Origin of the sequence: Streptomyces sp. NPDC005774, from assembly GCF_042871645.1 — a bacterium.
Classification (GTDB): domain Bacteria; phylum Actinomycetota; class Actinomycetes; order Streptomycetales; family Streptomycetaceae; genus Streptomyces; species Streptomyces pratens.
In genome coordinates this window covers 1-1,649 of record NZ_JBIAIV010000138.1, presented here as the reverse complement: position 1 = coordinate 1,649, position 1,649 = coordinate 1, and the positions used below count along the sequence as shown (strand labels likewise).

Annotated in this window: 2 protein-coding genes; both read right to left on the bottom strand. The window is 67.1% G+C overall.

Features of this window, described 5'->3' with window-relative positions; genetic code table 11:
* Nucleotides 1-197: 197 nt before the first annotated feature.
* Nucleotides 198-602 carry a hypothetical protein gene (locus tag ACFYQA_RS39475; protein ID WP_388928672.1) on the bottom strand — a complete coding sequence of 135 codons (405 nt, stop codon included), beginning with the start codon at nt 600-602 and terminating at the stop codon, nt 198-200.
* Entirely contained in the window at nt 599-1,453 is an 855-nt protein-coding gene (locus ACFYQA_RS39470; RefSeq protein WP_388928670.1) for an IS5 family transposase, read from the bottom strand. Before ACFYQA_RS39470 ends, ACFYQA_RS39475 begins: the two co-directional genes overlap by 4 nt.
* Nucleotides 1,454-1,649: the final 196 nt, after the last annotated feature.

Genomic DNA, 1,649 nt, shown 5'->3' with positions numbered 1-1,649 from the left:
TCCGCCAGTCGATCGACGGCCAGTCGGTGACCTCGTCCTCCGGTCCGTTCGCCATGCCGGCGACGACCGCTGCGGCGTGTGCCACCCCAGCCGTGTGTGTCGTCATGGCGTCTAACTTGCCCTTCGGTTCCGGTGCCTTCGGTCATCGTTTCCTTCACAGGCTCACCAGACCCACGTCAGCACCCTTTCAGAGGGCGTTAAGTCCCTTTCCGGTAGAGGCCCCGTCCGGGCTGGGTGAGGAAGCCTTGGCGGGTGAGGCGTCCGAGGCGGCTGCGGGTGACGTTCAGAGAAGGGTCGTCGATGGGCATGCCGAGGAGTTCGTGCAGGTCCCGGACCCGGAATTCCTGGTCGGGGTGCTGGTTGAAGGCATTCACGATGGCCTGGTAGGCGGTGGACTGCTCGGCCGGCTCGGATACGGTTCCGGTCGGCGCGAGCTCGGCGAAGACCTTTCTGGCTGTGGCCAGTTCGGCCAGCCGGGCCTCGGCGTCGTCCAGGGCGGTGGCCAGGTGCTCGATCTGCCGGCGCAGGTCATCGGCCCTGACGGTGACCCGGTCGTGCTCGGCCTGCAGGCTCGTGAGGAGGTCGGTGATGTCGTTGTTCATGCGGCCGCCGCGATCTCGTCGCGCCAGGCCGGGGAAGGCGTGGTGAGGCGGCGGGTCATGTTTGCGGTGGCCGCCCAGTAGACGCGCGAGGCGGCGGTGTCGGGCCGGTGGTCGTACTCACGCACCAGACGGCGGTGGAGCATCAGGGTGCCGTTGACCTGCTCGACCACCCACCGCTTCGGTTGCGGGACGAACCCCTTGGCCTTGTCGTCGGGGTTGCGGACCACGGTCTCGACGGTGATGCCGAGCAGGGCGCCGTGGATGATGGTCTCGTCCTTGAACCCCTGGTCCACCAGGGCTTTCTCCAGGCGGTTGCCGCACCGCTCGGCGGCCTGGGTGAGCAGGGCGGTGCCGGCGGCGTTGTCGTGGGCGGAGGCGGCGAGCACGACGACGCCGATGATCAGGCCCAGGACGTCGACCACGAGTCCGCGTTTGCGGCCCGGTGTCTTCTTGTTCGCGTCCAGTCCCGTCGTGGTCTTCGGGACACCCGCGGCCGCGCGGACGGACTGGGTGTCGATGACCACGAGGGACGGGTCCTCTAATCGCTTGGCTCTCTCCCGCACCTGGCAGCGCAGGAGTTCCTGTATCCGCTGGTCAAGGCCGTCCTGGCGCCACAGCGTGAAGTAGTAGAACACCGCTGACCAGGTGGGCAGGTCGTGCGGGAGGTAGCGCCACTGACAGCCCGTCCGGTTCTGGTAGAAGATCGCGTTCACGACCTCCCGCAGGTCACAGGAGCCCGGATCCCCGGTCGCCGACCGTGCCACCCGCCCCTGCTTCCACGACTCGATCATCGGCCTGAGCAGTTCCCACTGCTCGTCCGTCACGTCACTCGGATACTCCGGTCTCTCCATAGCCGCACAACATCACTCACGCCCCGTCCAGCACGCCAGCACTTCGAACGATCACACGATCGAGCGATCCCGAACTGTGGATAAAGGGACTTAGCGCCCTCTCAGGTCGGAGCATCGGCCCCTATCCGGCCAGTTATGCGGGAGCCACCGACGGAGGTGTCGGTGCATGGTTCCCGGTTTCCTGCTGCCTTTCGGC